Origin of the sequence: Cellulosimicrobium cellulans (assembly GCF_006539945.1) — a bacterium.
In the GTDB taxonomy this organism is placed as follows: domain Bacteria; phylum Actinomycetota; class Actinomycetes; order Actinomycetales; family Cellulomonadaceae; genus Cellulosimicrobium; species Cellulosimicrobium cellulans.
Map to the genome: position 1 here is coordinate 83598 of NZ_BJNZ01000013.1, position 26798 is coordinate 110395.

The 26798-nt window shown below is 70.2% G+C and carries 20 protein-coding genes; 9 read left to right on the forward strand and 11 right to left on the reverse strand.

Annotated elements, in window-relative coordinates:
* Positions 1 to 58 precede the first annotated feature (58 nt).
* The 3 genes from CCE02nite_RS11560 to gyrB all read right to left on the reverse strand — a co-directional run bounded on the left by CCE02nite_RS11560 (position 59) and on the right by gyrB (position 5880).
* Complete coding sequence (locus CCE02nite_RS11560) at positions 59 to 1006, reverse strand: DUF3566 domain-containing protein (RefSeq protein ID WP_141389776.1); 948 nt, start codon at positions 1004 to 1006, stop codon at positions 59 to 61.
* Positions 1003 to 3642 carry a DNA gyrase subunit A gene (gene gyrA / locus CCE02nite_RS11565; RefSeq protein WP_255318820.1) on the reverse strand — a complete coding sequence of 880 codons (2640 nt, stop codon included), beginning with the start codon at positions 3640 to 3642 and terminating at the stop codon, positions 1003 to 1005. Before gyrA ends, CCE02nite_RS11560 begins: the two co-directional genes overlap by 4 nt.
* Before the next feature lie 174 nt (positions 3643 to 3816).
* Positions 3817 to 5880: a DNA topoisomerase (ATP-hydrolyzing) subunit B gene (gyrB, locus tag CCE02nite_RS11570; RefSeq protein ID WP_255318821.1), complete on the reverse strand. Its 2064-nt coding sequence runs from the start codon at positions 5878 to 5880 to the stop codon at positions 3817 to 3819.
* A gap of 564 nt (positions 5881 to 6444) precedes the next feature.
* Between gyrB and CCE02nite_RS11575 the strand changes: the two genes are divergently transcribed.
* Positions 6445 to 7992 (forward strand): hypothetical protein, encoded by a 1548-nt coding sequence (locus CCE02nite_RS11575; RefSeq protein WP_141389779.1) that lies wholly within the window; start codon positions 6445 to 6447, stop codon positions 7990 to 7992.
* A gap of 133 nt (positions 7993 to 8125) precedes the next feature.
* Here CCE02nite_RS11575 and CCE02nite_RS11580 read toward each other — a convergent pair whose 3' ends face one another.
* The 5 genes from CCE02nite_RS11580 to dnaA all read right to left on the reverse strand — a co-directional run bounded on the left by CCE02nite_RS11580 (position 8126) and on the right by dnaA (position 14951).
* Positions 8126 to 8665, reverse strand: a complete 540-nt coding sequence (locus tag CCE02nite_RS11580) for a DciA family protein (RefSeq protein WP_255318818.1) — start codon at positions 8663 to 8665, stop codon at positions 8126 to 8128.
* 118 nt (positions 8666 to 8783) lie between these two features.
* Positions 8784 to 10094 (reverse strand): DNA replication/repair protein RecF, encoded by a 1311-nt coding sequence (recF, locus tag CCE02nite_RS11585; protein ID WP_141389780.1) that lies wholly within the window; start codon positions 10092 to 10094, stop codon positions 8784 to 8786.
* A gap of 43 nt (positions 10095 to 10137) precedes the next feature.
* The gene (gene gnd, locus CCE02nite_RS11590) at positions 10138 to 11076 is read right to left on the reverse strand and encodes a phosphogluconate dehydrogenase (NAD(+)-dependent, decarboxylating) (protein WP_141389781.1); all 939 of its coding nucleotides are present in this window, start codon (positions 11074 to 11076) and stop codon (positions 10138 to 10140) included.
* A gap of 61 nt (positions 11077 to 11137) precedes the next feature.
* On the reverse strand, positions 11138 to 12268 hold the full coding sequence (gene dnaN, locus CCE02nite_RS11595) for a DNA polymerase III subunit beta (RefSeq protein ID WP_141389782.1): 1131 nt from the start codon (positions 12266 to 12268) through the stop codon (positions 11138 to 11140).
* A 1264-nt stretch (positions 12269 to 13532) separates the two neighbouring features.
* Positions 13533 to 14951, reverse strand: a complete 1419-nt coding sequence (gene dnaA / locus CCE02nite_RS11600) for a chromosomal replication initiator protein DnaA (protein ID WP_141389783.1) — start codon at positions 14949 to 14951, stop codon at positions 13533 to 13535.
* A gap of 545 nt (positions 14952 to 15496) precedes the next feature.
* Between dnaA and rpmH the strand changes: the two genes are divergently transcribed.
* The 8 genes from rpmH to CCE02nite_RS11640 all read left to right on the forward strand — a co-directional run bounded on the left by rpmH (position 15497) and on the right by CCE02nite_RS11640 (position 21754).
* Positions 15497 to 15634, forward strand: a complete 138-nt coding sequence (gene rpmH / locus CCE02nite_RS11605; protein ID WP_034225701.1) for a 50S ribosomal protein L34 — start codon at positions 15497 to 15499, stop codon at positions 15632 to 15634.
* A 6-nt stretch (positions 15635 to 15640) separates the two neighbouring features.
* On the forward strand, positions 15641 to 16009 hold the full coding sequence (rnpA, locus tag CCE02nite_RS11610; protein WP_141389784.1) for a ribonuclease P protein component: 369 nt from the start codon (positions 15641 to 15643) through the stop codon (positions 16007 to 16009).
* Positions 16006 to 16344: a membrane protein insertion efficiency factor YidD gene (gene yidD, locus CCE02nite_RS21230; RefSeq protein ID WP_141389785.1), complete on the forward strand. Its 339-nt coding sequence runs from the start codon at positions 16006 to 16008 to the stop codon at positions 16342 to 16344. The genes rnpA and yidD overlap by 4 nt, the downstream gene beginning before the upstream one ends.
* 60 nt (positions 16345 to 16404) lie before the next feature.
* A complete protein-coding gene (gene yidC / locus CCE02nite_RS11620; protein ID WP_141389786.1) occupies positions 16405 to 17508 on the forward strand; it encodes a membrane protein insertase YidC in 1104 nt (367 codons plus the stop codon).
* A gap of 40 nt (positions 17509 to 17548) precedes the next feature.
* Positions 17549 to 18076 carry a Jag family protein gene (locus tag CCE02nite_RS11625; RefSeq protein WP_141389787.1) on the forward strand — a complete coding sequence of 176 codons (528 nt, stop codon included), beginning with the start codon at positions 17549 to 17551 and terminating at the stop codon, positions 18074 to 18076.
* Positions 18077 to 18361: 285 nt separating this feature from the next.
* Positions 18362 to 19054, forward strand: coding sequence for a 16S rRNA (guanine(527)-N(7))-methyltransferase RsmG (gene rsmG / locus CCE02nite_RS11630; RefSeq protein WP_255318819.1), 693 nt, complete (start codon positions 18362 to 18364; stop codon positions 19052 to 19054).
* Positions 19055 to 19292: 238 nt separating this feature from the next.
* A complete protein-coding gene (locus CCE02nite_RS11635; protein ID WP_141389788.1) occupies positions 19293 to 20354 on the forward strand; it encodes a ParA family protein in 1062 nt (353 codons plus the stop codon).
* On the forward strand, positions 20351 to 21754 hold the full coding sequence (locus CCE02nite_RS11640) for a ParB/RepB/Spo0J family partition protein (RefSeq protein ID WP_141389789.1): 1404 nt from the start codon (positions 20351 to 20353) through the stop codon (positions 21752 to 21754). Before CCE02nite_RS11635 ends, CCE02nite_RS11640 begins: the two co-directional genes overlap by 4 nt.
* Positions 21755 to 23827: 2073 nt before the next feature.
* On the opposite strand, the gene CCE02nite_RS11645 is transcribed toward CCE02nite_RS11640, so the two are convergent.
* The 3 genes from CCE02nite_RS11645 to trxA form a co-directional block, all read right to left on the reverse strand.
* Entirely contained in the window at positions 23828 to 24748 is a 921-nt protein-coding gene (locus tag CCE02nite_RS11645; RefSeq protein WP_141389809.1) for a D-alanine--D-alanine ligase family protein, read from the reverse strand.
* A gap of 204 nt (positions 24749 to 24952) precedes the next feature.
* On the reverse strand, positions 24953 to 26305 hold the full coding sequence (locus CCE02nite_RS11650) for an aminotransferase-like domain-containing protein (protein WP_141389790.1): 1353 nt from the start codon (positions 26303 to 26305) through the stop codon (positions 24953 to 24955).
* Positions 26306 to 26384: 79 nt separating this feature from the next.
* A complete protein-coding gene (gene trxA / locus CCE02nite_RS11655) occupies positions 26385 to 26717 on the reverse strand; it encodes a thioredoxin (protein ID WP_047230902.1) in 333 nt (110 codons plus the stop codon).
* Between the last annotated feature and the right edge of the window lie 81 nt (positions 26718 to 26798).

The following is a 26798-nucleotide window of genomic DNA, read 5'->3' on the forward strand; positions in this document are numbered from 1 at the left end:
GAAGCCGCAGACCCAAACCGAGGGGGTCCGTGACCCCCGGTCCGGGAGCCGTGCTGGGTCAGTCGTCCGTGAGCGTGAGGTGCACGCCACCCACGAGCGCGGCGACGATGTTGTACAGGAACGCCATGATCGTCGACAGCGCGGTGATGATCACCACGTTCACGACGCCCAGCAGCGTGGCGATGGAGATCACGCGGCCGAACGCGACGTACTGCTGGATGTCCACGTCGGTCTCGGTGCCGACGATCTGCGTGAACAGGTCCTCGATCTTCGCGAAGACCATCATCCCGTCGAGCACGTACCAGACGACGGCCGTCGCGACGACGGTCATGATGCCGATCGCGACCGCCAGCAGGAAGCCGAGCTTCATCGCGGACCAGGGGTCGATGCGCGAGACCGCGAGCCGGACGCGACGCGGGCCGCCGTCGTGCCGGACCGTGGGCGTCGCGCCCGTCGCCGGGCCCGCTGCGGGCGTGGCACCGGTGAGCGGGGTCGCGGAGCCGGACACGCCGGCCGCGGAGTAGTGCAGCGAGGCCGCCGCCGGGGAGCTCGTCGCGGCAGGAGCCGCCGAGGTGGTCGTGGGCACGCGCCTCACCGTCTCGTCGTCGATCTCGTCGTGACCGGGCTGCTGAGGGTCGGACTCCGCCGGCGCGGCGGGGACCGCGGCGGAGACCTTCTTCGCCGCGGTCTTCGCCGCGGCGATGGCCGCAGCGGCAGCCTTCACGGCACCCGCGCGGGCGACCGCGACACGGCTCTCGCCGGACGCGCGCTCCATCCCGTCGTCGTCGACCCCGCGCTCCGGGGCGGCCTGGCCCTCCGACCGACCCGGGGGCGGCGGAGGCGGCGGCGGGGGGACGGCGCCCGACGCCGAACCGTTCGACGCGCCGTTCGACTCCGCGTGCTTGCTCGCCGTGGACGCGCTCGTGCGCGAGGTCGTGTCCGTGTCCGGACGCGGCACGGTCAGCCGGGGCGTGATCGTCGGCGGTGCGTTGTTCTCGCTGCTCATCTGGTTTCCTCGGTGGTTCCGGGGGCCGGCTCGGTCCCGCTCGCCCCGTCGGACGAGGCGGTCGGGTCGACGATCGGTGCGCTGCTCGTGTCGGTGCCGACCGGGGCCGTGCCGGTCCCGTCCTCGCCCTCCACGGTATCCCGATCCTCTCCGAGGCGACGCTCGACGTTCCGCGCGACCGCGATGATGCGGTCACCCTTGTCGGGCTTCGCGAACGTCACCCCCTGCGTGTTGCGGCCCGTGAGGTTCACCTCGTCGACCGCGGACCGCACGATCTTCCCGCGTTCCATGATCACCAGCACCTCGTCGTCGGCCTCTGTCACCAGAGCCCCCACGAGATCTCCACGAGCCTCCACCAGGTTCGCGACCTTGATGCCCAGACCGCCACGCCCCTGGACCCGGTACTCGTCGATCCGCGTGCGCTTGGCGAAACCGCCCTCGGTCACGACGAAGAGGTCCGAGCCCTCCTCGACCACGTCCGCCGAGAGGAGCTCGTCGCCCTCGCGGAACTTCATGCCCGTCACGCCCGACGTCGCGCGGCCCAGCGGTCGCATCGTGTCGTCGCCCGCGGGGAAGCGGATCGACTGACCCTTGCGCGAGACGAGGATGAGGTCGTCGTCGGCGTCCACGAGGAGCGCCGCGACGAGCTCGTCCGGCGTGCCCGACTCGTCCTCGCGCAGGTTGATCGCGATGAGCCCGCCCGATCGCGGCGAGTCGTACTCGGACAGCCGCGTCTTCTTGACGAGGCCGCGGCGCGTCGCCAGGACCAGGTACTCCGCGGCGTCGTAGTCACGCAGGTCGAGCACCTGCGCGATCTTCTCGCCGGGCTGGAACGCGAGCAGGTTGGCCACGTGCTGGCCCTTGGCGTCGCGACCGCCCTCGGGGAGCTCGTACGCCTTGGCCCGGTAGACCCGCCCGAGGTTCGTGAAGAACAGCAGCCAGTGGTGCGTCGTCGTCACGAAGAAGTGGTCGACGATGTCGTCCTCGCGCAGCTGCGCGCCGCGCACGCCCTTGCCGCCGCGCTTCTGCGCGCGATAGTTGTCGCTGCGGGTGCGCTTCACGTAGCCGCCGCGCGTGATCGTGACGACCATCTCCTCCTCGGCGATGAGGTCCTCGATCGAGACCTCGCCGTCGAACGGGAGGATCGTCGTGCGCCGCTCGTCGCCGTACTTGGCGACGATCTCGCCCATCTCCTCGCCGACGATCGTCCGCTGGCGGTCCGGCTTGGCGAGGATGTCCTCGTAGTCGAGGATCTTGCGCTCGAGCTCGTCGTGCTCGTCGAGGATCTTCTGCCGCTCCAGCGCGGCCAGACGGCGGAGCTGGAGGTTGAGGATCGCCGTCGCCTGGACCTCGTCCACGCCCAGCAGCTCCATGAGGCCCGTGCGCGCCACCTCGACGTCGGGGGAGCGCCGGATGAGCGCGATGACCTCGTCGAGCGCGTCGAGCGCCTTGAGGTAGCCACGCAGGATGTGGATGCTGCGCTCGGCCTCGGCGAGCAGGTAGCGCGTGCGACGCACGACGACGTCGAGCTGGTGGGTCGTCCAGTGGCGGACGAACGCGTCGAGGCTCAGCGTGCGCGGTACGCCGTCGACCAGCGCGAGCATGTTCGCGCCGAACGTGTCCTGGAGCTGGGTGTGCTTGTAGAGGTTGTTGAGCACGACCTTCGCCACGGCGTCGCGCTTGAGCACGATCACGAGGCGCTGGCCCGTGCGGCCCGACGTCTCGTCGCGGATGTCGGCGATTCCCTGGACGCGTCCGTCCTTGACGAGGTCGGCGATCTTGGCCGCGAGGTTGTCCGGGTTCACCTGGTAGGGGAGCTCGGTGACGACCAGGCACACGCGGCCCTGGATCTCCTCGACGTTGACCACCGCGCGCATCGTGATCGAGCCGCGGCCCGTCCGGTACGCCTCCTCGATGCCCTTGTGGCCGAGGATCGTCGCGCCGGTCGGGAAGTCCGGGCCCTTGATGCGCAGCAGGAGCGCCGCGAGGAGCTCCTCGCGGCTCGCCTCGGGGTGGTCCAGGTGCCACTGGACGCCCTCGGCGACCTCGCGCAGGTTGTGCGGCGGGATGTTCGTCGCCATCCCGACGGCGATGCCCGCCGAGCCGTTGACCAGCAGGTTCGGGAACCGCGACGGCAGGACCGCCGGCTCCTGCGTGCGGCCGTCGTAGTTGTCCTGGAAGTCGACGGTGTCCTTGTCGATGTCCCGGACCATCTCCATGGCGATGGGAGCCATGCGGCACTCGGTGTACCGCGGGGCCGCCGCCGGGTCGTTGCCGGGCGAGCCGAAGTTCCCCTGGCCGGCGACGAGCGGGTAGCGCAGCGACCAGTCCTGCACGAGGCGGACGAGCGCGTCGTAGATCGCGCTGTCGCCGTGCGGGTGGAACTTGCCCATGACGTCGCCGACGACGCGCGAGCACTTGGAGTACGACCGGTCCGGCCGGTAGCCGCCGTCGTACATCGCGTACAGCACGCGGCGGTGCACGGGCTTGAGGCCGTCACGCACGTCCGGCAGCGCTCGCCCGACGATGACGCTCATCGCGTAGTCGAGGTACGACCGCTGCATCTCGAGCTGGAGGTCGACCTGCTCGATGCGCCCGTGGTGCACGGCGACCGCCGTACCGTCGGCGTGCACGATCTCCTCGGCCCCGTCGCCGGGAGCCGTGGGCTCGGTCTCGGGGTTCTGCTCGTCGGTCACGGTCTACCTCGTTCGTTCGTTCCTGCGTGCTCGCTGCGCTCGTCGTCTGCCGCGGTCCGCGCCGCCGGGGCGCGTTCGCGGGCCGGTCGCCCGCGCGGGGCGGGCGCCGGCTGGTCAGATGTCAAGGAACCGCACGTCCTTCGCGTTCCGCTGGATGAAGCTGCGGCGGGACTCGACGTCCTCGCCCATGAGGACGGAGAAGATCTCGTCCGCGGCGGCGGCGTCGTCCAGGGTGACCTGGTTGAGCGTGCGGTGCTCGGGGTCCATGGTCGTGTCCCACAGCTCCGAGTAGTCCATCTCGCCCAGACCCTTGTAGCGCTGGATCCCGTTCTCCTTGGGGATCCGCTTGCCGGCGGCCTGCCCGGACGCGAGGAACGCGTCGCGCTCCTTGTCCGAGTAGACGTAGTCGTGCGGGGCGTTCGACCACTTGAGCCGGTACAGCGGCGGCTGCGCGAGGTAGACGTGCCCGTTCTCGATGAGGGGGCGCATGTACCGGAAGAGCAGCGTGAGCAGGAGGGTCGCGATGTGCTGGCCGTCGACGTCCGCGTCGGCCATGAGGACGATCTTGTGGTACCGCAGCTTGGTGAGGTCGAAGTCCTCGCCGATGCCCGTGCCGAACGCCGTGATGATCGACTGGACCTCCTGGTTGGACAGGGCCCGGTCGAGGCGCGCGCGCTCGACGTTGAGGATCTTGCCGCGGATCGGGAGGATCGCCTGCGTCCGCGGGTTGCGGCCGCGGACGGCCGAGCCGCCGGCCGAGTCACCCTCGACGATGAAGATCTCGCACTCCTCGGCGCGGTTCGACTGGCAGTCGCGCAGCTTGCCGGGCATGCCCCCGGACTCCAGCAGGCCCTTGCGGCGCGTCGCCTCGCGCGCCTTGCGCGCGGCGAGGCGGGCCTGCGACGCCTGGATCGCCTTGCGCAGGACGTCGCGGGCCTCGTTCGGGTGCGAGTCGAACCAGTCGTTGAGACGCTCGTTGACGACGCGCTGGACGAACGTCTTCGCCTCGGTGTTGCCGAGCTTCGTCTTCGTCTGCCCCTCGAACTGCGGCTCGCCCAGCTTGACGGAGATGACCGCGGTCAGCCCCTCGCGGATGTCGTCGCCCGTGAGGTTCTCGTCCTTGTCCTTGAGGATGCCCTTGTCGCGCGCGTAGCGGTTGACCAGCGAGGTCATCGCCGCGCGGAAGCCCTCCTCGTGCGTGCCGCCCTCGGTCGTGGAGATCGTGTTGGCGAACGTGTGGACGGACTCCGAGTAGGCGCTGGTCCACTGCATCGCGATCTCGACGGAGATGCGCCGCTCGGTGTCCTCCGACTCGATGTCGATGACGTCGGGGTGGACGAGCTCGACCTTCTTGGCGCCGTTGAGGTGCTTCACGTAGTCGATGAGGCCGCCGTCGTACTTGTAGCTCACCGTGCGCGCTGCGGTCGACGTGCCCGACGACGTCGCGTCGCCGCTCGCGGGCGTACCGTCCTCGGCCTCGCCCGTGACCTCGTCCCCGGTGTCGAGGTGCGCAGGGCGCTCGTCGGTGAGCGTGATCCGCAGGCCCTTGTTGAGGAACGCGTACTGCTGGAACCGCGCGCGCAGGGTCTCGAAGTCGTACTCGGTGGTCTCGAAGATGGCCGGGTCGGCCCAGAACGTCTGCGTCGTGCCCGTCGCCTGCGTCGCCTCGCCGCGGTGCAGCTCGCCCACGGGCTTGCCGCCGTCGGCGAACTCCTGGCGCCAGGCGTAGCCGTCACGCTGGACCTCGGTGACCACGCGGGACGAGAGCGCGTTGACGACGGAGATGCCGACGCCGTGCAGACCGCCCGAGACGGCGTACCCGCCACCGCCGAACTTGCCGCCCGCGTGGAGGATCGTCATGACGACCTCGACCGTGGGCCGGCCCTCGGTGGGGTGGATCGCGACGGGGATGCCGCGCCCGTTGTCGACGACGCGCACCCCACCGTCGGCGAGGAGCGTCACGTCGATCGTGTCCGCGTGGCCGGCGAGAGCCTCGTCCACAGAGTTATCCACAACCTCGTACACAAGGTGGTGGAGGCCTCGCTCACCCGTCGAGCCGATGTACATGCCCGGACGCTTGCGGACCGCCTCGAGGCCCTCGAGGACGGTGATGTTGCTCGCGTCGTAGCCGCCGCCCGCCGAGGGTGCCGCCTCCGCGGACGCCGTCGGGTCGGAGATGGCGGTGTCGGTGTGGTCTGCCACGGGCAGGACTGCTCCTCGTCGTCGTGCATGCTGCGCCCGCGTTCGTGCGGAAGCGGTCGCCGCTGCTCAAGGGTTCCGGGCCCGCACCACGGTCGGCGTCGCCTCCTCCGCGATGACGGACGGTCGGCCGCGGACGGCCGGCCGCGCCTCCTCGGAAGGGCTGCGCGCGCGGGTGGTGAACAGACCCGGAATGACCTCCCCAGTCTACCCGCCACGAGCCGAATTCCGCGGATTGTGGCCCTCCTGGGGACGGCGTCCCGGGCTTTCACGACGTGATCCGCGCGTCGTCGTCGAGACTCCTCCACACAGTTGTCCACAGGCGTTGTCCACCGGTCGGGGGGCCGCCTCCGGACGGGTGTCGCATCCACCCGCGCGGCGGTGGGTGGCCGCTGCGTGGGAACGCTTCCTTCGGGACAAGTCGGGAATCGGCATTTCACGTGGAAAGTGGTCTAATACCACACACCATCATGATTCGCGCGTCGTCCGCGCAGGAGTGATCCGCGTGCGGGCGGCCTCACCCCCGGAAGGGACCCTCACCTCGTGAAGAGACTCCTCGCGAGCGTTGCGACGACAGCGCTCGCACTCGGTGGCCTGCTCGTGGCCACCGCGGCCCCCGCCTCCGCTCACAGCGGCGGCCCCGTCGCCGACTGCCAGAGCCTGAAGGTCGACCTCTGGGCCTACGCGCCCGGGAACGGCCTGACCGTCGTCGTCGACGGCACGACGCTCGAGCCCCGGAGCTTCGACGGGCACTTCAAGAAGACCTACGAGCTGGACCCGACCCAGGACCACACCTGGAGCGTCGCCGTCGACGCCTCGGACGACGACAAGTACGACAAGTCCTGGAAGGGCTCCACGACCGCCTGCGAGACTCCCGAGGAGGAGAGCCCCGTCCAGGTCGGCGTCTACGTCTACCCCAAGCTCGACACCGAGCGGCCCGCAGCCTGGGAGAACTCGGGACCGCAGAAGATCGTCACGAGCGACGAGGTCGCGGTGCCCGAGAAGCCCTGGGACAAGACGTGGCTCGTCGCGCCCCTGGACCTGGAGGCCGTCCGCGAGGTCGCCCGGACCATCGAGCCCGACGTGACCACCGAGGACCTGTGCACCGCCTGGGCCGTGCAGCAGGACCTCGTGGACCTGCCCGGCGGGATCGACGACCTGCCGACGGACATCCGCTACTCGCCCGACGGCAAGCACCTCGGCGAGTTCCCCGACGGCACGTTGATCGCGTGGGACCACCAGGACCTCGCCGACCTCTTCCCCGAGGGCGCGTGCGACACCCCCGAGCCGGTCGACGAGGAGGTCGTCGCCCCCGCGACGCCGGTCGTCCCCTCCGCGGTCGAGGTGTGCGGTACCGAGCTGACGGAGGAGAACGTCCCGGCCGAGTCCGAGGAGTTCCGCTACACCGTCACGGCCGAGGGTGTCGTCGCTGAGCCGAAGGACGCCACCGTGGAGTTCTCGGCGGAGACGGCCGAGCTCGGCTACGTCGTCGCCGAGGACGGCCGCAGCGCGCTGTTCCCGGTCGCGGACCTGCTGCCGTCCGAGGAGGCTTGCGCGCTCGTCCCGGGCGCGATCGAGGCGGTCTGCGAGGGTGACGTGCCCTACCTCGGCTACGAGGTGGCCCTGCCCGAGGGGATCACGGTCGACGACGAGAACCCGCTGACGATCACGTTCCTGCACCCGAACGGTGGGGAGGACTACGTCGTGGAGGGCCAGCCGTTGAACGGGACGATCCTGTGGCCCGGAGCCTCGGCACAGGAGCCGAAGCAGTGGCCCGGGTTCGTCCGCAACGAGGACGGGTCGTACACCGAGACCGAGGGCAACTACGCCTGGACCCGTGACGGCGTCGAGGTGCTCTTCGAGGTGAACCCCGCGTACTCGACGGTCGTCTCCTACCCGCCGGCGACCAGCGCCTGCGCGAACCCGCCGGTCGCACCCGTCGCGGCCGAGGACGTCCCCGCACCCACGGAGGCGAGCGGCCCCGAGCTCGCCACGACCGGTGCGACCGTCGCCGGCGCCGCGGCGTTCGCGGCGCTGCTCGTCGGTGGCGGCGCGCTGGTGTTCTGGCTGCGCCGCCGCGTGCAGTCCTGACCCCATGACGTGGTGACCAGCGCCCCGGTCACCACCCGCGAGGCCCGCCGTGACCCGGTCACGGCGGGCCTCGTCGTCTGTCGGCACCACCGCTGGTGCGCCCGTGGTCGACGCGGCCGGCGCCGCCGGGCCCTCAGCCCCAGGTGTCGCGCGGGCCGGGCCCGCGGACCGACTTCTTGCCGCGCCGGAAGCTCGGCCCCGCCGGCCCGAGGACCGTGACCGTCTCCACGACGCCCTCGCCGACCTCGCGCGCGAGCCGCTCGAGGAGCTGCGGTGCGAGCAGACGCACCTGCGTCGCCCACGCGGTCGAGTCCGCCCGTACCACGAGGACCTTGTCCTCGAACGTCTCCGGCTCGCAGTGGTCCGCCACCTGGTCGCCGACCACCTCGCGCCACCGCCCGACGACACCGCCCACCGACACGTCGGCGACCCAGTCGCGCTCCCGCAGCAGGTGCGCGACGACGTCGCCCAGGAGCTGCGGGTCGCGACCGCCCGGTCGGGCGCCCGACGTGGGCGGGTCGGCCAGGATGCGGCGGCGAGGCTCCTGCCCCGGCCGCAGTCCCTTCGCCCGGGCCGCCGCCTTCGCCCGGTTGAGCGCCTGCCGTGCCACCTCCGCCGGTGGCGTCAGCTCCACGACGTCCCCGACGGGCACTCCCGTCGCCCGAGGCTCCACCTCGTCCCTGTCCTCGGCGGTCGGGCGCGTCGACGCCGGGCCGCCTGGCGAGGCCGTCGTCTTCTCACGCTCCCCGGGTGAGCCGGCGGCGTGGGACGACGCGGCGCCGCGCGATCCGTCACGGTTCGACACGGGTCACCGTCCCGTCGTGGACGGCGAACCGCGCCCCGTCCAGGAGGGCGGGGACGTCGTCGGGCACGGCCGCGGTGATGATGACCTGGCCGGCGTCCGCGACGAGCTCGGCCAGCCGCTCGCGCCGCCGGACGTCGAGCTCGGCGAACACGTCGTCGAGCACGAGGACGGGCTCGCCGTCGGGACCCCACTGGTCGGCCCACAGGAGGGAGTCGAGCCCCTCCGGCGCCCCGTCCTTGAGGAGGCGGTACGACGCGAGGCGCAGCGCGAGGGCGAACGACCACGACTCGCCGTGGCTCGCGTACCCCTTCGCCGGCAGGCCGCCCAGGGTGAGCACGACGTCGTCGCGGTGCGGCCCGACGAGGTTCACCCCGCGCTCGACCTCCTTCGCCCGCACCACCCGCATGGCATCCAGCATGCGCTTCTCGAGCGTCGCTGTGTCGGGAAGGGCCGGCATCGGACCGTCGCCGCCGGGGACCGTCTCACCCAGCGTCGGGGCAGCATCTTCGGCCGCCTCCGGGTCGAGCGCCTCGTCGACCGACGAGCGGTACGCGATCCGCGCCTCACCCTGCCCGGCGCTCACCTGCTCGTACGCCTCCGCGACGTACGGCGTGAGGGCCGCCACGAGCTGGCGGCGCAAGGCCGTGATCTCGGCGCCGAGGCTCGCGAGCCGCGCGTCCCAGACCTCGAGCGTCGCGAGGGGTGACGATGCGCCCTCAGTCGCGTCGTCGTCCGGCGGCGGCTCCGCGGCCGCGGGACGGCGGGTCCCGCGGCCACGACCCCGGAGCGCGGTCGCGGACTTGAGGAGCGCTCCCCGCTGGCGCAGCACCCGCTCGTAGTCCGCCAGGAGCGCGGCCACCCGCGGGACCAGGAGGACCGCGAGCTGGTCGAGGAACCGTCGGCGACCGTCCGGGTCGCCCTTGACCAGGGCGAGGTCCTCCGGCGCGAAGAGGACCGTACGCACGATGCCGAGGACGTCGCGCGGCCGCTGCGCGGGCGACCGGTTGATGCGGGCGCGGTTCGCGCGGCCGGAGGCGATCTCCAGCTCGACCGTGCTCGCCCGGTCGCCCCGGACGACCCGCGTCCGGACGACGGCGCGTGCGGCGCCGGCGCGGACGAGCGCCGCGTCCCCCGCGACCCGGTGGCTCGCGAGCGTCGCCACGTACCCGATCGCCTCGACGAGGTTGGTCTTGCCCTGGCCGTTCTGCCCGACGAGGGCGTTCACGCCCGGGACGAGCTCGACGTCGACGGACTCGTAGGACCGGAAGTCGACGAGGGACAGGTGCGAGACGTACATCGGTTCAGCGAGAGGTCGGGGACGAGGCGGACGGACGCCCCGGTCAGGCCGGGGGCTCGAGCGGTCCGGCCCCCGGGGAGGCCGGGCCGGCGGCCTTGACGGCGTGCCCGCCGAACTGCTGGCGCAGCGCCGCGACGGCCTTGAGCGCCGGCGACTGCTCCTGGCGGGAGGCGAAGCGCGCGAAGAGCGCAGCCGAGATGACGGGCAGCGGAACAGCGTTGTCGATGGCCTCGTCGACCGTCCAGCGACCCTCGCCGGAGTCGTCGACCCAGTCGTCGATCTCGGCGAGCTGGGGGTCCTCCTCGAGCGCCTTGACGAACAGGTCGAGGAGCCAGGACCGCACGACCGTGCCGCGCGTCCAGGCCTTCATCGTGCCGTGCACGTCCTTGACGAGCCCGCTCTTCGCGGCGAGGAGCTCGTAGCCCTCCGCGTACGCCTGCATGAGGCCGTACTCGATGCCGTTGTGGACCATCTTGGCGAAGTGGCCGGCGCCGACCTCGCCGGCATGGACGAAACCCTCCTCGCGCGGGCCGTCGGGCCGCAGCGCGTCGAAGACGGGCATGGCGGCCTCGACATGGACCGGGTCGCCGCCGACCATGAGGCCGTAGCCGTTCTCCAGGCCCCAGACCCCGCCCGAGACGCCGACGTCGAGGTAGCCCACGCCCTTCTCGGCCAGCTCGGCGGCGCGTGCCTGGTCCTCCGCGTAGTACGAGTTGCCGCCCTCGATGACGACGTCGCCCGCGCCGAGCAGGGCGCCGAGCTCGGTCACCACGCCACGCGTCGGCTCGCCCGCGGGCACCATGACCCACACGATGCGCGGACCGTCGTCGGGCAGGGCCGCGACGAGGTCGGCGAGGCTCGCGACGTCGGAGACCTCCGGGCGAGGGTCGTAGCCGACGACCTCGATGCCGGCCGCGCGGACACGCGCCCGCATGTTGTTGCCCATCTTGCCGAGGCCGACGAGTCCGATGCGCGTGACCATGCGAGTCCTCCGGGGTGCGGTGATGCGGTCGAGGCGGTGGTGCGAGAACGATCCTCGCGGGTCAGCCCGCGAAACGGATCGGCACGAGCAGGTAGCGGTAGTGCGACGAGTCCTCGCCGTCCAGGGAGTCCTGCCCCGTGAACTCCACGGGCTTGTTCGGGTGCGTGAAGCTCAGGCGCACGAAGTCCGTCCCGAGGGCCCCGAGACCGTCGAGGAGGAACTGCGGGTTGAAGGCCACCGAGATGTCCTCGCCCACGAGCACGGCCTCCAGCGCCTCGGACGCCTGCGCGTCGTCGCCCTGGCCCGCGTCGAGCACGACCTGCCCGTCGGTGAACGACAGCCGGATCGGGGTGTTGCGCTCCGCGACGAGCGACACGCGCTTGGCCGCGTCGATGAGCGGAGCCGTGGGGACGACCGCGTGGATCGGGGTCTCGTCGGGGAACAACCGGCGCACGGCGGGGTAGTCCCCGTCGACGAGCTGCGACGTGGTGTGGCGGCCGCCCGCCTCGAAGCCGATGAGGTCGACCCCGGCCCCGGTGTTCAGGCCGACGTTCACGAGACCCGAGCTGCCGAGCGACTTGGCCACGTCGTTGAGGGTGCGGGCACGGACGAGCGCGACCGCCGAGTAGCTGGGGGTGACGGGGGTCCACGTGAGCTCGCGGAGCGCCAGGCGGTAGCGGTCCGTCGCGAGGAGGGTGATCTTCTCGCCCTCGATCTCGACCCGGACCCCGGTGAGCAGGGGGAGGGTGTCGTCGCGGCTCGCCGCCACCGTGACCTGCGCGACGGCGTTCGTCAGCTCGTCGCCGGAGACCGTCCCGGAGAGCTCGGGCATGGCGGGCAGGGCGGGGTACTCGTCCACCGGCATGGTGAGGAGCGTGAAGCGGCTCGCGCCGCAGGTCACGGTGACCTTGTTGCCCTCGAGGACGACGTCCACCGGCTTCGCCGGGAGCGCGCGGGAGATCTCGGCGAGCAGACGACCGGACACCAGCACCGTGCCGGGCTCGCTCACCTCCGCGGGGATCTCCGAGCGGGCCGAGACCTCGTAGTCGAAGCTCGACAGGCCGATCGTCCCGGACGCGTCGGCCTCGAGCCGCACACCGGCGAGCACCGGGGCGGGCGGGCGGGTCGGCAGGGTCCGCGCCGTCCAGGTTACCGCGTCGGCCAGGACATCACGCTCAACCCGGAACTTCATCCCACACCCTCTCGTCCCAACGTCCTGATCGGACTCGATCTTCACATGTGCCGTCCGGCTGCGCCCCAGCGCACGGCTCGTCGTCGGGCTGAGCGACGTCCTGGCCGTCCGGGCGAGAGCCTGTGACGGGGGACGCGAGGAGCTCGGGTCGCGGGTCCGCGCACACGTGTCGTGCATGAACCCTACGCGAGGAGCAGGGCGTGAGGAACTGGAACGACGTGCCTGGGGACGGTCCTGTGCACCGACGTCGCCGTGGGCGTCGGCCGGTAGGCCTGAGCCTGCCGTCGGCACGCCGGTGGCTGGTCGGCGGCCGGTGCGGGATCGTGGTCGGAGCAGGTGGCGCGGTTCGGCCTCCGGAGCCTGATGAAGGCGTGTGGAATTCCCCCTTGATCAAACCTTCGTCGTCGTCATCGGGGTTGTGGAATGCGTGGAAAACCGGTGTCGGTGCAGGTCAGAGGGCAAAAACGCGTGTGGACGAACCCGTGGTCTCGCTGTGGGAAAGTCGCACGGCCTGTGGGCAGCCGATCTGTCCCCACACGTCGTCCACCGTCAGGCACCTCGTCGTCCACACCGCAGGGCTGGTCGTCCACAGTTATCCACAGAAGCGTGCACAGCAGGCGGCCCTGAGTGCCGTCCACAGACTGTGCACGACGCACCGTTTCCACAGCCCCTCCGGGATAAACGCTCGACACTCCGCGGTTTGTGGAGAGCCGCTGGGGGCTGTGGTCGAACGTGGCTCCCCAGATCACGCGCATGTCACAACCCACAGATCTCCTGTGGATGACTGTGGACAACTCGACCCACACGCTGTGTACGAAGCGCTCTTCCGAGGTCACCAGGCTGCGTCGAGACATTCGCGAGGGCTGTATCCACAGGATGATGCACTCCGGTGGGCATCTCTGTGGATCAGTGTGGACGAGGCGGAGGTGGACGTCGCCGGACGATGCGTCGGACGTACCGGTCGTCGCCGCACGGGCATCTGGGTGGGCGGGGAAGCTGGTGCGGAAGCGTGACACGGTTCGGCTCGCGAGGGAGCCCGGCGTGGACCGACGGCGGGAGCGCGGTGTGGACCGAGGACCGGCGCGGCTGGACGAGTCGACCGTGTCGAGACCCGACGCCGCGGGCGCGTCACGGGGAGGGTGCGGTCGTGCAGGAACCGAGCAGGCTCCCGTGCGGAGAGTGCGAGGCGTGGGGAGGCGGCGGGTCGTACGACCGGACAGGACCTCCCCGGCGGTGTGCGTGGGCGTGCCCACGGCGACGCGCCTCAGCCCCGGTGCTGCTGCTTGATCCTGCTCGTCAGCTCGGTGACCTGGTTGTAGGTGGACCGTCGTTCCGCCATCTGCTCGGTGATCTTGCGGTTCGCGTGCATGACCGTCGTGTGGTCGCGCCCGCCGAACTGCTGGCCGATCTTCGGCAGCGAGAGGTCGGTCAGCTCGCGACACAGGTACATGGCGATCTGCCGCGCGGTGACGAGGACGCGCGAGCGTGAGCTCCCGCAGAGGTCGTCGATCGTCAGGCCGAAGTACGCGGCCGTCTGCGCGATGATCGCGGCAGGGGTGATCTCCGCGCTGTCCTCGTCGGTGATGAGGTCCTTGAGGACGATCTCGGCGAGCGGGAGGTCGACCTGCTGGCGGTTGAGGTTCGCGAAGGCCGTCACCCGGATCAACGCGCCCTCGAGCTCGCGGATGTTGGTCGAGATGCGGGAGCCGATGTAGGAGAGCACGTCGTCCGGGGCCGCGAGCCGCTCGCTCGACGCCTTCTTGCGGAGGATCGCGATGCGCGTCTCGAGGTCCGGCGGCTGGACGTCGGTGATGAGGCCCCACTCGAACCGGGAGCGGAGCCGGTCCTCGAACCCGTTGAGCTGCTTGGGCGGCAGGTCGGACGTGATGACGACCTGCTTGTTGGCGTTGTGGAGGGCGTTGAACGTGTGGAAGAACTCCTCCATCGTCTGTTCCTTGCCCTGGAGGAACTGGATGTCGTCGATGAGGAGGACGTCGACGTCCCGGTAGCGGCGCTGGAACGCTCCCGCCTTGCCCTCACCGATCGAGTTGATGAAGTCGTTGGTGAACTCCTCGGAGTTCACGTAGCGCACGCGGACGTTCGGGTAGAGGTTGTGCGCGTAGTGGCCGATCGCGTGCAGCAGGTGCGTCTTGCCGAGGCCCGAGTCCCCGTAGATGAACAGCGGGTTGTAGGCCTTGGCGGGCGCCTCGGCGACGGCGACCGCCGCAGCGTGCGCGAACCTGTTCGACGACCCGATGACGAACGTCTCGAAGACGTACTTGGGGTTGAGCCGGCTCGGCTCGGCCTGGGGGCGCGGTGGGGGAGGGGGCGGGAGGTCGGGAAGACCGTCGTCCACCTCGATGTACGGGCGCTCCACGGCCGGGCGGGAGGCGGGGGCGACGACCGGGTCCGAGCTGAGCTCCGGGTCGACCGTGATGCCGAACCGGACGTCGCGTCCCAGGCACGAGGACATCGCCGTCACGAGCTCGTCGCGCACGCGGGTCTCGAGGTAGGTGCGGGTCTGCTCGTGCGGTACCGCGATGAACACCGTGTCGTCGAGGATCGCGAGCGGCTTGGCCAGTCGGATGAAGGCGATCTGCCGCGGTGTGATGTCCGGGCTCGCCTCGAGGATGCTCAGGGTCTGCGCCCAGACGTCGGCGATGTTCTCGTCCGGGTTGGCCACGGGCAGTTCCTCACAGGTCGAGGGTGTGTGCCGGCGCGCGGAGCCGACCGTCGAGCGCGCGCTGACGGGCCGGGCGGGGTGCGCCGACGAAAGAAGGTCATGGGTGTGGTGATGCTGAGGTCGATCGTGCCATGGGAACCCCTCGTCCACATAGTTGTCCACAGGCTGTGGGTTGTAGGGTGAGGATGCTCTCAGCCTCGAGGGGTGCAGAGGGGAGCGCGACGACGTGACACCCGCCCCGCGGCGCATCTCACCTCTCGTGGTTTGACCGAGAGGGGTCGCGCAGCGTAACGTCAGACAGCCGTTCCAGGTGTTCTTGGCGCGCCCGCGTGGAGGAGTACTCGACACGAGGCCTCGCCTCCTGAAGTACCTGCAAAGATCCGGTGCCCCCAGCAATGGCCCACTCGATCCGCGTGCCTGGACGGCGGCCGAGCGGGTGACCGCACGGTGCACGACCTGAACCACCGACAGGCTCCAACCGGGACCTGTCACTGCATCGTCGAGGACATAGACGGTGTACCTCCCCGACGTTCTTGGAGTACCTCGTGAGCAAGCGGACCTTCCAGCCGAACAACCGGCGCCGGGCGAAGACCCACGGCTTCCGGCTGCGCATGCGGACCCGTGCCGGCCGCGCCATCCTGGCTGCCCGCCGTCGCAAGGGCCGCACCGAGCTCTCTGCCTGATCCCACGTGCTCCCCGCGGCGCACCGACTGCGCCGTTCCGTCGATTTCGAGCGGGCGGTGCGCCGCGGCGTGCGTGCGGGTAGGTCGACCGTGGTCGTGCACCTCTCAGAAGATCTCGAGGGTGACGCGCGACCACAGGTCGGCTTCGTCGTCTCCAAGGCGGTGGGGAACGCGGTGCACCGCAACCTCGTGAAGCGTCGGCTGCGTGCCGCCGTTGCGGCGCGCCTCGGCATGCTGCCCGACCACGGGCGTGCTGTCGTGCGGGCGCTTCCCGCCTCGGCCGCGGCGACCTTCGGCGACCTGAGCGCCGACCTCGACCGCGGCCTCGATCGCGCCGCGCGACGCCTCCACGAGCGTGCGGGCGTGGATCGATGACGACCACCCACCCGATCGACGCTCCCGGCGCGACGTCCCCCGAGGACGCGGCCGACAGTGGAGCTCCCGGCATCGTGCGCCGCGTCGTCGCCGTCCTGCGTCGCGTCCCTGCGCTCACCCTCATCGGCATGATCCGGGCCTACCAGTCGGTGATCTCCCCGATGACCGGGCCCACGTGCAAGTACTACCCGTCCTGCTCCCAGTACGCCCTCACGGCGGTGCGTCGACACGGCGCCCTGCGCGGAACGGGCCTCGCCCTCTGGCGGCTGCTGCGCTGCAACCCCTGGAGCCTCGGTGGGGTCGACGACGTTCCGCCGGCACGACACACGCACTAGTCCGCAGCCCGAGATCGGGCGATTCACAAGCTTTGTCTGAAGTTGAGGGAGCAGTCACCGATGGACTTCTTCGCGTTCCTCGCCCCGATCGAGTGGGTCGTGGCGTGGATCATGTACCTGTGCCACCAGGGTCTGGTGTTCCTCGGGTTCTCCGACGGTCCTGGGCCGGCGTGGGTCCTGTCGATCGTCGGGCTCGTGATCATCATCCGTATCCTGCTGATCCCGCTGTTCTTCAAGCAGATCAAGGCATCGCGTGGCATGCAGATGCTTCAGCCCGAGATGCAGGCGATCCAGAAGAAGTACAAGGGCAAGACGGACCCGGCGTCTCGGGAGGCCATGAGCCGCGAGACGATGGACCTGTACCGCAAGCACGGGACGAACCCCTTCGCCTCGTGCATGCCGATCCTGTTGCAGTCGCCGATCTTCTTCGCGCTCTTCCGGGTGCTGAACGGCCTCGTGCCCATCTCCAACGGCACGGATGACCCGATCGGCCCGATCAACTCGGCGGTCGCGAGCGACATCGAGAGCTCGTCGGTGTTCGGGGCGCAGCTGTCCGACGTGTTCCTGCGCACCTCCGACCTGCAGACCAAGATCGTCATCGCCGTGCTCATCGTCGCGATGTGTGCCACCACGTTCTTCACGCAGCGCCAGCTCACGATGAAGAACATGCCGAAGGCCGCGCTCGAGGGTCCGATGGCGTCGACGCAGAAGATGATGCTGTACGTCTTCCCGTTCATCTTCGCGGTCTCCGGTGTCAACTTCCCGGTCGGTGTGCTCGTGTACTGGACGACGACGAACCTCTGGTCCATGGGCCAGCAGTTCTACACGATCCGGCGCATGCCGGCGCCGGGCTCCGAGGCGGAGCGACTCCTCAAGGAGCGCCAGGCGCGCAAGCGTGCGGCGAAGGGGATCGTCGAGGACGCCACGCCGGTGATCGAGCAGCCGCGCGGGCAGCGTCAGCAGCCGAAGCGCAAGGACCGACAGAAGGCAGCGCCCCGCCCGGTCGGGACGGCCACTCCGAGCGTCGAAGACGCTCCGGTTGAGGACGCCCCCGTCGAGGACGCCCCCAAGGCGGCAGATGGATCAGGGACGAAGGACGGCGCGAAGGGCTCTCCGGCCGCCGGGGCGTCCAAGCCCGCGCCCAAGAAGAAGAAGCAGAAGTAGACCCGCGCGCGTGCGCGCCCCCGCCGTGAGGAGCACCGTCATGACGCCTACCGAGACCCCAGCGCCTGAAGACGCCGTCACCGACGAGTCGACGCGCGAGACCACCAGCCTGGAGGAGGAAGGTGAGATCGCAGCGGACTACCTCGAGGAGCTGCTCGACATCGCCGACCTCGACGGTGACATCGACATCGACGTCGAGCACGACCGCGCGGCGGTCGAGATCGTCGCCGACGATCCTGCGGCACTGCGTTCCCTGGTCGGGGAGGACGGCGATGTTCTCGACGCGCTCCAGGAGCTGACCCGCCTTGCCGTCCAGGCGCGGACGGGGGAGCGGAGCCGACTGATGCTGGACGTCGCCGGCTTCCGCGCCGCTCGACGCCGTGAGCTCACCGCGCAGGCCGAGGAGGCGATCGCTCGCGTTCAGTCCGGCGGGGCGAAGGTCTCGCTGGAACCGCTGAACGCCTTCGAGCGCAAGGTGATCCACGATGCGGTGGCTGCCGCGGGCCTCCGGAGCGACTCCGAGGGCGTCGAGCCTCAGCGCTACGTGGTGATCTACCCCGCTGACTGACGTTGCTCTGTGTCGGACGTCGTTCGCCCCCCGTTTCACGTGAAACGGGGGGCGAACGTCTTTTGGCGTGGCCATCCCAGGGACCGGCATCGGTCTTGGTGTCGGCGTTGCATGCAGCCCGGCCTCGCTGGGGTTCCCTCGGGTGTCCGTTCGGTCCTCGCTCGACGTGGAATGGAGCGGCAGGGGGCACGTGTGCGGAACGGTGTGCCGGCGAGCCGCACGGGACGACGGGGATCACAGGCTGATCGGGCACGCCGTCGGGCGTTTCACGTGAAACGATGTGGCGTGCCCATTGACGAGGAAGCAGAGGAGCCGATGCGCGACCTGGTGGACGGCAACGCAGAGCCGGAGATCTCCCGGGAGGCGCTGACCGAGTACTTCGGTGCGGCGTACCCGACCATCGAACGGTTTGCGGACCGCCTCCGCGAGGAGGGCGAGCTGCGGGGGCTGATCGGTCCCCGCGAGGTTCCTCGTATCTGGGACCGGCACATCCTGAACTCCGCCGCGGTCGTCCCGTTCCTTCCGGAGACAGGGCTCATCGCAGACATCGGTTCCGGCGCCGGGCTCCCCGGGGTCGTGATCGCAGCGATGCGTCCAGAGGCCTCCGTCTACCTGGTCGAGCCGATGGAGCGGCGCTGCGCGTGGTTGTCGGAGATCGCCGCGGATCTGAACCTCACGAACATCGAGGTGAAGCGGGGACGTGCGGAGGAGTACCACGGCGCGTTCGAGTGCGACGCGGTGACCTCTCGCGCCGTGGCCGCACTGGACAAGCTGGTTCGGCTCTCGCTGCCGCTCGTCCGCCCGGGCGGCGAGATGATCGTCCTTAAGGGGCGCAACGTGCCGCGCGAGATCGAGCCCGCGCGCAAGGTGCTTCGACGGCTCAAGGGGGGCGAACCCGAGATCGTTGACGCGCCGACGATCCCCGGTGTGGAGACGACCACCGTCGTGCGCATCGTGCGGCAGACTGGGGCACGCTGAACCCGACCCTCGACCTCGGCACGGCAGTGTGACGACACGGGGGGCGACGAGCGCCCGACGTCCACCGTTGAGTGGGCTGGACGGCGCATGCTGGGACGCGACGACGGAGAGGATGAGACGCGTGACGGAAAGCCCTGTCGACCCTGGAGGACTTCAGGATCGGTCGGCGACGTCTCTCTCGCGGGATGGGGGAGGGACGCGGAACCCCGGGAGCGAGGACGACCGGAGAGCAGCCCTGATGGCGAGCCTGCCGGTCACGGACGAGTCGACGCCGCTCGCCGCTCAGCTCGCCGAGGACGCCAGGCGCCGCATCGACCTCCACGGGCGCCGCTTCCCACGCCCGGCGTCGACGCGGATCATCACGGTGGCGAACCAGAAGGGCGGCGTGGGGAAGACCACGACGACGGTCAATCTCGCTGCCGGTCTCGCGCTGGCGGGGCTCAACGTTCTCGTCATCGACAACGATCCTCAGGGCAACGCCTCGACCGCGCTCGGGGTCGAGCACCGAGCGGGGACACCGTCGGTCTACGAGGTCCTGGTCGACGGCGATCCGCTCGCTAGCGCGGTCCAGCAGTGCCCTGACATCCCGACGCTGTGGTGCGTACCGGCAACGATCGACCTCTCGGGCGCGGAGATCGAGCTGGTCTCTCTCGTTTCACGTGAAACACGGCTCCGCCGCGCTCTGGACGAGTACTTGGCAGAGCGGGAACGCGAGGGCCTGGCCCCGATCGACTACGTTCTGGTCGACTGCCCGCCGAGCCTGGGCCTTCTCACCGTCAATGCGTTCGTCGTCGGTCGGGAGGTGCTCATTCCGATCCAGTGCGAGTACTACGCACTCGAGGGACTGAGCCAGCTCCTGAAGACGATCGAGCTCATCAAGTCGCACCTCAACCCCGGCCTGCATGTCTCGACGATCTTGCTGACGATGTACGACGGGCGAACGAATCTCGCGCAGCAGGTGGCGGCAGAGGTGCGTGAGCACTTCCCTGACCAGACCTTGCGGACGACCGTGCCTCGTTCGGTGCGCATCTCCGAGGCGCCGAGCCACGGGCAAACGGTGATGACCTACGACCCAGGCTCGACCGGTGCGTTGGCGTATCTCGAGGCAGCACGAGAGCTGACACAACGCGGTGTGAACCGACCTGGCGATCACGGCCTCGATCCCGTCCCAGGGCAGGACGCGGCTCGCGAGCGCGGTGACGTTCCCGAGACTCGCCCCGCGCCTGAGGCGGTCCGAACCGAACATGAGTTTGCCGGCACCATCGGTGGTCCCGGCCTGCGGCAGGAGGAACTGCGATGAGCGAGAAGCGTCGAGGGCTCGGCCGAGGGCTCGGGGCTCTCATCCCGACCAGCTCAGAGGGGAAGCGACCGGTAGATGTCTTCTTCCCCAGCCCGACGCCTGAGGAGACGGTGCACGACGACGCACCGACCGAAGGTGCTTCTTCGGGTGACGGGGAGGGGCAAGGCTCGGCCGAGAGCGGGGCTCAAGGTACGCCTGTCGTCACCCTCGTCGCGGAGACCGGCTCAGGTCCGGCGGACCTGGACTCCCTGACGTCGCTCTCGGTGCACGACCTTGCCGAGCTGGAGGCGGTGAGTGCGGGAGACCGCGGTGCGCTGGGTGGGAGTGGCGACGAGCCTGCGCAGCCGAGGCACCACGAGAGCGCGGAGAGCAGCGTGCAGAGCGTCGATGGCGCGACGTCGGCACGTGACCGTGCTGCGGGCAGTGTTTCACGTGAAACGACCCCCGATACAGCGGATGGCGGCGACTCGGCGGGGGAGGGGGTTGCGGAGTCGCCACGGGAGAACCTCAACGGTGAGGCCACCCCGAGTGCCGAGGAGTGGACGGGGAGCGCGGCTGACGACCTCGTGCCGGTCCCCGGCGCGCGCTTCGCCGAGGTGCCGACCGCGTCGATCCGTCCGAATCCACGCCAGCCACGCACCGTCTTCGACGAGGGGGATCTCGACGAGCTCGTGGGCTCGATCCGCGAGATCGGTGTCCTTCAGCCGATCGTGGTTCGCCCCGTTCCTGGGGAGGACGGTTCTTTCGAGCTCATCATGGGGGAGCGACGCTGGCGCGCGACGCAGGCTGCCGGGCTCGACGTCATTCCTGCGATCATCCGTGAGACGGATGATGCTGACCTGCTGCGCGACGCACTGCTCGAGAACCTGCACCGCAGTGCCCTCAATCCCTTGGAAGAAGCGGCGGCGTATCGCCAGCTGCTCGACGACTTCGGATGCACTCACGAGGAGCTCGCAGAACGCATCTCTCGAAGTCGACCGCAGATCTCCAACACCCTGAGGCTCCTGCGCCTCCCACCCCTGGTGCAGCGGCGCGTCGCGGCGGGTGTTCTCTCCGCTGGTCATGCGCGCGCGCTCCTGGGTCTCACCGACGGAGCGGAGATCGAGCGCCTTGCCCAGAGAATCGTGGCTGAAGGGCTCTCGGTCCGCGCGACCGAGGAGATCGTCGCGATGGGCGGACTGGACAGAGATCGCCGTGCCCCGCGCGCACCTCGTGCAGGTCAGCGTTCTGCCGCGATCGACGAGCTTGCCCATCGCCTCTCCGACCGCTTCGAGACGCGCGTGAAGGTCGACCTCGGCAAGAACAAGGGGCGCTTGACCGTCGAGTTCGCCTCGGTCGAGGACCTCAACAGGATCCTCGACGTCTTGGCTCCCGACGACCCGGGTCTCCTGCGCAAGTAGCGACACCAGGTGGGCGCGCCACGCAACGCGTGACGCGGACACAGATGCCGGGACTGTCGTGAGGTGCACGTGAGCACCCGCGGCAGTCCCGGCCGTATCTTCGCCACCCTCCCACGTGGGAGGACGCCCGTATGTCTCCCTCAAGGGGGAGGAACAGTGCGGCCCGCAGAGCCGTCCATAGGTCCCCCGGTGGCCACCGTGCTCTCCCATTTCCGGCCCGGGTGCGAGCGGTGATGACGTCGCCCGAGTGGGGCTATGCACGGAGGCGTTGCCCACTTGGACGGCGTCGAGCCAGCGCTCCACCTCGGCCTCGTCGAGGCTGCGGCACCGCCGTCCGCGTGTCGCCCTGCCGTGCCTGTGGGCGATCACGTCCACCCGGACACCGCGTCTCGCGGCCACATGCTCGGTGTGCGGGAACGTTGACGCGAAACTGTTCCTGGTCAGGCGTTTCACGTGGAACACACGCCGACGATGGCAAAGAGCGCCTGCGGCCACGACAACGCCGGTGGTGGGCACGACGTTGCGGAGTCGTCTCCGCGCTGAGAAGTGGAGATGAAGCCGCAAGGGCTGGCGAAGCGTGGAGAAGGGTGGGTGGAGCGTCATGACCGTGGTCGATCGGAACGCGAGCCCGCATCCGTCTGTGACTGATTCCGTGCGGGGGCGCGATGTGGTGCCGTGTGCGAGCGCGGCGGTGCTGATGCGTTGCGGCGAGCTGTCCCCACGTTCCTCCCCGCCTACCATGCGGGTCTTCTGGTGTCAGCACGGACCGAGGGTCGGGGCAGAAGGCAGGGATTCGAAGACCGTGGCCGATCCGGTGTTTCACGTGGAACACGCGCCTGGTGAGGCCGCGCGCGAAGAGAGCCGGTTCACGGGGATCTACGCGGCCGGCGAATCTGCGTGAGGGGAGCCGATTCACGGGGAATGACGCGGGCCGGCAGACCCGCGCGAGGAGAGCCGCTTCTCGTGAGACATCCTCGCGATAGTCCCAGGCCCCGAGGAGCGTCGTTTCACGTGAAACAGGCGCGGTGCGACAGTGTCTCGCTGGTCGATGAGGAAGTGCTCCGCGCCCCAGGGGCCATCCGACGCGCCCGGGTCCTCTGGTTCTCTCAGGAGTGTGCACGTGCGGGCCGTGGCGCACGGTCTCCTGATCGCACAGCAACGGTTCCGACGCGTTGGCGTCCTTGAGTTCATCCCCAAACGCGAGGGGCACAAGGCGCTCGGAGCGGCGAAATATGGGCATCCGACCCCACCGGCGCCCGAGCCCAGGTGCGAGCCCGAACGAGTGCCGGGAACAGAGCCAGAGCCCGGACGGGTTCCTGAGCCCGGACGAGTGTCTGAGCCCGACTTCGTACCGGAACGAGCCCAAACCTGAGCTCAAGGCCGATTCCCCCATCTGCGCCCGAGTCCGAGCCCGAGTCCGAGTCCCGGCCTGAGGGTGTCCGAGACCACGCAGCTGCCAGCGTCCGCACGAGTGTCATGGTCCGAGCCAGTGTCCGGCAGAATCGACCCGCCTCGTGTCCCTCCTCCTCCATGGACCGGGTCGCCTGGTGCGAGGCGTGACACCGGGGGAGAGCGCGCCGGCACGCGCAGAGAGGATCTGCTTCAGCACCGTGATCCCGACCGTCGGGCGTGGTGGATCCGCGCGACAGTCCTCCTGGACCATGAGACGTGGCGGCCATGCCGTGGGGCGGCCCGAGGGACGACACCGCTCGTGGGGGGCTCAAGCCCGCGCCTTCGAGGACCGTTCGGTGAGCACCGCCAAGCGAGAGAAGCCCGATCGATCGAGACCGGTCGGTCAAACGCGACGAGGATCGCTGTGTGCGCTGCCCTGGTCGCGCTGTCTGGCACAAGTCCACGCGATCAAGAGCGCGCGAGCTGGACCACGCGATCTGGACCACGCTCGCGAGAGATCAGTCGAGCAGAACGTGGCGAGCGACGCCACGACGACGGCAGCACCAACGACGGCCATCAGGAGCGACGGCGAGAGCGAGGAACGTCGACACGTTGAGACGTCGTCATCGCGACGTTTCACGTGAAACAGCGACCGTCGATCGTCGGTCGGACCGCAGTCGCTCAGTGGCGCACGTGGGCGTTGACGAGCGAGCGGTAGAGGTGACCGAGGTCGAGCCCAGCGGCACGTGCGGCCTGGGGGAGGAGGGACGTCTCGGTCATGCCCGGTGCGACGTTGACCTCGAGGAACTGCACGACGCCGTCCTGGTCGAGGATCACGTCGGTACGCGACAGGTCACGCAGGCCGAGCGCGACGTGCGCGCGGAGGGCTACCTCGCGGACGATACCGAGCACGTCGTCGTCCAGCCGGGCGGGCGAGAAGTACTCGGTTCGTCCGGGGTTGTATCGCGCGTCGAAGTCGTACGGTCCGCTCGTGACGATCTCGACAGGCGGCAGCGCCTCAGGCCCGTGGCCGAGGTCGACGACGCTGACCGCGAGCTCCACGCCGCGCACGGCGCGCTCGATCAGGGCGACGTCTCCGTACGCGAAGCAGTCGACCATCGCTCGGGGAAGCTGGTCGGCGCGCTCGACGAGGGTCACGCCCAGCGCCGAGCCGCCATGGGTCGGCTTGACGACGAGGGGGAGACCAAGGCGTGCGACGACGGCGTCCAGGACGGGCTGGGCACCGAGCTCCCGGAACAGGCTCTGCGGGAGGGTCACGTACTCGGGCGTGCACAGGCCTGCACCGAGCACGACGCTCTTCGCGACGGGCTTGCTCCACGCCGAACGGCTCTCCCGCGGCCCGGTGCCGACGTAGGGAGCCCCGACGAGCTCGAGCACGTCGCGGATCGAGCCGTCCTCGCCGCTCGCGCCGTGGAGCAGCGGCCACACGACGTCGGGCCGGGTCGCGGCGAGGAACGGGAGAAGGTCGGCGTCGACGTCGTGGATCGTCACCTCGAGACCTGCGGCACGCAGGCTCTCGGCGACGCGGCGCCCCGACCGCAGGGAGACCTCGCGCTCGTGGGAGAGCCCGCCGGCGAGGATCGCGACGTGCCCGCCCGGGGGGACGGCTTCCTCGGGCCGGAGAAGGTGAAGGTGCTGGTCAGGACGCTGTGCGTCGAACTGGGCTGCGGTGGCAGCGTCGCCCGTGGCTGCCGGGGTACCCGTGGTCGTGTCCACTGTTGACGGACTCCTGTTCGGTGCCGGCGTCGCCCTGGTGGGGTCGTCCCGGCGTCGTGGTGAGGTGCTTCAGGCCAGGTTGGGCGAGGGGTTCTCGACGTCCGTGACGTCGGGGTCGAGCTCGGCGTTGGTCCCGAAGATCTCGACGAGCTCCTGCTCGGCGTTGACGACCCCGGCGAGGCGTCGGACTCCCTCACGGATCCGCTCGGGGGTCGGGAAGCAGTAGGACAGGCGCACGTGGCTCGAGCCGGTGCCGTCCGCGTAGAAGGCGGTGCCCGGCACGTAGGCGACGCGTGCCGTGACGGCGCGAGGGAGCATGGAGCGTGCGTCGAGGCCCTCCGGGAGCTGGACCCAGGTGTAGAAGCCGCCGTCGGGCACGGTCCAGCCGGCCGAGGGGAGGTGCTCGGAGAGCGCGCCGATCATGGCGTCCCGACGTTCCCGGTAGAGCTCGCGGAACTGCTTGATCTGACCCTTCCAGTCGCACGTGTCGAGGTACGCGGCGATGGCGAGCTGCGAGGCGTTGGACGGGCAGAGGATCGCGGACTCGCTCGCGAGGACGAGCTTCTCGCGGACCGCGTGGGGTGCGACGACCCAGCCGACGCGGTATCCCGGGGCGAACGTCTTGGAGAACGACCCGAGGTACAGGACGCCGTCCTCGTCGAGGGAGCGGAGAGCGGGGAGGGTCTGCCCGTCGAAGCCCAGGAGGCCGTAGGGGTTGTCCTCGATGACCAGGACGCCGTAGCGCTGTGCGATCTCCAGGATGCGCGGGCGGCGCTCCGCGGTGAGGGTCACCCCGGCCGGGTTGTGGAAGTTCGGCACGGTGTAGAGCAGCTTGACGCGGCGACCGTCCGCCGCGAGCCGGGCGAGCGTCTCCTCGAGGGCCTCGGGGACGAGCCCGTGCTCGTCGAGGGGCACGTGCACGACGTCCGCCTGGTACGAGCGGAACACGCCGAGCGCCCCGACGTAGCTCGGCGCCTCGGCGACGACGACGTCACCGGGGTCGACGAAGATCCTGGTCACGAGGTCGAGCGCCTGCTGCGACCCTGTCGTGACGACGACGTCGTCGGGGTGGCACTCGATCCCCTCGAGCCGGACCACGTCGAGGATCCGCTCGCGCAGCGTCTCGTCACCCTGCCCGGACCCGTACTGGAGTGCGGTCGCGCCGCGCGTCGCGACGAGACGCTGCATCGTGTCGGCGATCTGGTCGAGGGGGAGCCCTTCGAGGTACGGCATGCCGCCGGCGAGCGACACGACCTCGGGTCGGTTCGCCACCGCGAACAGCGCCCGGATCTCCGACGCTCGCATCCCGTGCGCTCGCTCTGCGTAGGCACCGAACCACGGGTCGAGGCGGGTGCCGCTGGGAGCGGGCTGCTGCGGGGGAGTCGTCGGTCTAGTCACGACCCCCAGTGTCGCACGGTGCATCGAGGGATCCCGTGAAGACGCCGGAGGGCGGACCGCGGTGCTCGCGGTCCGCCCTCCGGCGGCGTGGTGGTGGTGCGGATCAGACGCTCGTGGCGAGCACGGCGTCGATCTCCTCGGTGAGCGCCCGCTTGGGGCGCGCCCCGATGATCGACTTCTGGAGCTCGCCGCCCACGTAGACGTTCAGCGTGGGGATGGAGACGATGCCGTAGGCGCCGGTCGTCTCGGGGTTCGCGTCCGTGTCGAGCTTGGCGATCTTGATCTTGCCGTCGTACTCCTCGGCGAGCTCCTCGAGGATCGGCGCGACCTGGCGGCACGGGCCGCACCACGTCGCCCAGAAGTCGACGAGGACGGGGACCTCGGACTCGAGGACCTCGGCACGGAAGGTGTCGTCGGTGACCGGAACGGTCGGCATGGTTGACCTCCTGCAGTAGGACTCGGTGGGGCTGAGGGGACGCTGTTCAGGCCTGGAGCTCGGCGAGCGCCTCGGGCAGCT

Coding starts and splice junctions, on each gene's coding strand:
- CCE02nite_RS11560 (WP_141389776.1), bottom strand. CDS start 1,006: ATGAGCAGCGAGAACAACGCACCGCCGACGATCACGCCCCGGCTGACC.
- recF (WP_141389780.1), bottom strand. CDS start 10,094: ATGTACGTCTCGCACCTGTCCCTCGTCGACTTCCGGTCCTACGAGTCC.
- gnd (WP_141389781.1), bottom strand. CDS start 11,076: ATGGTCACGCGCATCGGACTCGTCGGCCTCGGCAAGATGGGCAACAAC.
- dnaN (WP_141389782.1), bottom strand. CDS start 12,268: ATGAAGTTCCGGGTTGAGCGTGATGTCCTGGCCGACGCGGTAACCTGG.
- yidD (WP_141389785.1), top strand. CDS start 16,006: ATGACGACCACCCACCCGATCGACGCTCCCGGCGCGACGTCCCCCGAG.
- yidC (WP_141389786.1), top strand. CDS start 16,405: ATGGACTTCTTCGCGTTCCTCGCCCCGATCGAGTGGGTCGTGGCGTGG.
- CCE02nite_RS11625 (WP_141389787.1), top strand. CDS start 17,549: ATGACGCCTACCGAGACCCCAGCGCCTGAAGACGCCGTCACCGACGAG.
- CCE02nite_RS11635 (WP_141389788.1), top strand. CDS start 19,293: ATGGCGAGCCTGCCGGTCACGGACGAGTCGACGCCGCTCGCCGCTCAG.
- CCE02nite_RS11640 (WP_141389789.1), top strand. CDS start 20,351: ATGAGCGAGAAGCGTCGAGGGCTCGGCCGAGGGCTCGGGGCTCTCATC.
- CCE02nite_RS11650 (WP_141389790.1), bottom strand. CDS start 26,305: ATGCACCGTGCGACACTGGGGGTCGTGACTAGACCGACGACTCCCCCG.
- trxA (WP_047230902.1), bottom strand. CDS start 26,717: ATGCCGACCGTTCCGGTCACCGACGACACCTTCCGTGCCGAGGTCCTC.